Below are 2640 nucleotides of genomic sequence, written 5' to 3' on the forward strand. Positions count from 1 at the left end.
GCTGACGCAGCATGCGGGCAATTTCATCCGTTGTGGTGCCGGAGTCGAGAATAATCCGGGGCCCCGGTTGAATCAGTTCTACTGCAGCCTGTGCGATGCTGCGCTTCACTGCGGTATTGAGCGCACTTTTATCTTCCACTGATGGCTCAGCAGCGGGCGTCGTCCCGTCACAGATCAGCGCACCGCCATAGGCACGAACGGCGATACCCTGTTTTTCAAGAAAGGCCAGATCGTTACGGATCGTCACCGTCGAGACGCCATATAGCAGGGCAAGATCGTTTACCTGCACGCTTCCCTGCTGCAGCAGCCGCTGGATAATTTGCTCGCGTCTCTCACTGGTGCCGCCGATGCGCTTATCTACAGAAGAGTCGGTACTGCTCATAGTAATTCCTTTAGCTAAATCTTTCGTTTCATTTCGTTTTGCCTATTAACACCTTTCTTTTAGCGGAATGCAAGCCCTGAAACGCGCGACAGCAGGACAATTCACGGCGCTAAAGACTTTCATTATGTTTCTTTTGTGAAACGGATCGGAAAACCATTATCTTTCGTTTTATTTTTACAGCACCATGACGCAGTATTAGATGAAACAAAACGAAAGATTAATATCATTACCATCCGAAATGGAGAGGAAAGTGAAACATCTTACAGAAATGGTGGCACAGCATAAACGAGGGAGTACAACCGGAATTTATGCCGTCTGTTCCGCACATCCACTGGTGCTTGAAGCGGCTATTCGTTACGCCCGGGCCCAGCAGGCTCCGCTGCTGATCGAAGCCACCTCCAATCAGGTAGATCAATTCGGCGGCTATACCGGCATGACACCCACTGATTTTCGCGGCTTCGTCTGCCAGCTGGCCAGTTCGCTCGATTTTCCCCAGTCGCAGCTAATCCTCGGCGGCGATCATCTCGGCCCTAACCGCTGGCAAAACCAGCCTGCCGCTCAGGCGATGGCCAATGCCGACGATCTGATTAAAAGCTACGTCGCTGCCGGATTTAAGAAGATCCATCTCGATTGCAGCATGTCCTGTGCGGACGATCCGCTGCCGTTAACCGATGAGATCGTCGCAGATCGCGCCGCCAGACTGGCGAAGATAGCCGAAGAGACCTGCCGTGAGCACTTTGGCGAATCCGACCTGGTCTACGTCATTGGCACTGAAGTACCCGTCCCAGGTGGTGCTCACGAAACGCTTACCGAACTACAGGTCACCACTCCTGATGCTGCCCGCGCGACGCTCGAAGCGCATCGCCATGCCTTTACTCAACGCGGGTTGACCACTATCTGGCCGCGCATTATCGGGCTGGTAGTTCAGCCCGGCGTCGAATTCGATCATATCAACGTTATCGACTATCAGCCGCAGAAAGCCGTAGCGCTGAGCGCAATGGTAGAAGCTTATGACACACTGATATTTGAAGCCCATTCCACGGACTATCAGACACCGCAGGCGCTTCGTCAGCTGGTGAAAGATCATTTTGCCATTCTGAAGGTCGGCCCGGCGCTCACCTTCGCCCTGCGCGAAGCACTGTTCTCGCTGGCGGCGATAGAGGAAGAACTACTTCCTGCGAAAGCGTGCTCCGGCCTGCGTCACGTGCTGGAAAACGTGATGCTCGATCGCCCGGAATATTGGCAAAACCACTATCACGGCGACGGCAATGCACGGCGCCTGGCGCGCGGATACAGCTACTCCGACCGTGTTCGTTACTACTGGCCGGACAGCCAGCTCGATGAGGCTTTTGCACGTCTGGTGCGCAATCTTGCCGACTGGCCGATTCCGCTGCCGCTTATCAGTCAGTATATGCCGCTGCAGTACATCAAAGTTCGCGAGGGCGATCTCAAGGCAGCACCGCGAGAGCTCATCATCGACCACATTCAGGACATACTGCAGCAGTACCACGCTGCCTGTGAGGGCGTTACGTCCCATAACGCATAACAACAAAGAGGAAAACGCGATGCCAAACATTGTCTTAAGTCGTATTGATGAACGTTTAGTCCACGGTCAGGTGGGGGTCCAGTGGGTCGGGTTTGCAGGAGCTAACCTGGTGCTGGTGGCCAACGATGAGGTTGCTGAAGATTCAGTACAGCAGAATCTGATGGAAATGGTGCTGGCGGAAGGGATCGCCGTGCGCTTCTGGTCGCTGCAAAAAGTCATCGACAATATCCACCGCGCCGCCGATCGGCAAAAAATCCTGCTGGTCTGCAAGTCCCCCTCCGACTTTATGACGCTGGTCGCAGGCGGGGTACCGGTAACACGTATCAACGTCGGAAACATGCATTACGCCGAGGGTAAACAACAAATTGCCAAAACGGTCTCTGTCGATGCCAGCGATATTGCCGCCTTCAACGGGCTGAAGGACGCTGGGGTGGCCTGCTTCGTACAGGGCGTTCCGACAGAACCCGCTTTGGATCTCTTTAAACTGCTCTGAGGGATTCATAATGGAAATCAGTCTGTTACAGGCTTTTGCATTAGGTATTCTGGCCTTTATTGCAGGCCTGGATATGTTCAACGGGTTAACCCATATGCACCGTCCGGTGGTCCTCGGCCCGTTGGTCGGCCTGATTCTGGGCGATCTGCATACCGGTATTTTAACCGGCGGCACGCTGGAGCTGGTCTGGATGGGGCTGGCCCCACTGGCGGGCGCCCA

General features: G+C 54.5%; 4 protein-coding genes. 3 read left to right on the top strand and 1 reads right to left on the bottom strand.

The features are described from left to right. The coding region (locus ACK5JN_RS23740) for a DeoR family transcriptional regulator (protein ID WP_416872392.1) at positions 1-382 on the bottom strand (382 nt) is incomplete at its 3' end. Positions 383-620: 238 nt separating this feature from the next. Between ACK5JN_RS23740 and kbaZ the strand changes: the two genes are divergently transcribed. The 3 genes from kbaZ to ACK5JN_RS23755 all read left to right on the top strand — a co-directional run. After that, positions 621-1928: a tagatose-bisphosphate aldolase subunit KbaZ gene (gene kbaZ / locus ACK5JN_RS23745; protein WP_416872393.1), complete on the top strand. Its 1308-nt coding sequence runs from the start codon at positions 621-623 to the stop codon at positions 1926-1928. 19 nt (positions 1929-1947) lie between these two features. Further along, entirely contained in the window at positions 1948-2421 is a 474-nt protein-coding gene (gene agaV, locus ACK5JN_RS23750) for a PTS N-acetylgalactosamine transporter subunit IIB (RefSeq protein ID WP_416872394.1), read from the top strand. 10 nt (positions 2422-2431) lie between these two features. Beyond that, on the top strand, positions 2432-2640 hold a 209-nt coding region (locus tag ACK5JN_RS23755; protein ID WP_416872395.1), incomplete at its 3' end, for a PTS sugar transporter subunit IIC.

This window comes from Kluyvera sp. (genome assembly GCF_047971185.1).
Lineage (GTDB): Bacteria > Pseudomonadota > Gammaproteobacteria > Enterobacterales > Enterobacteriaceae > Kluyvera.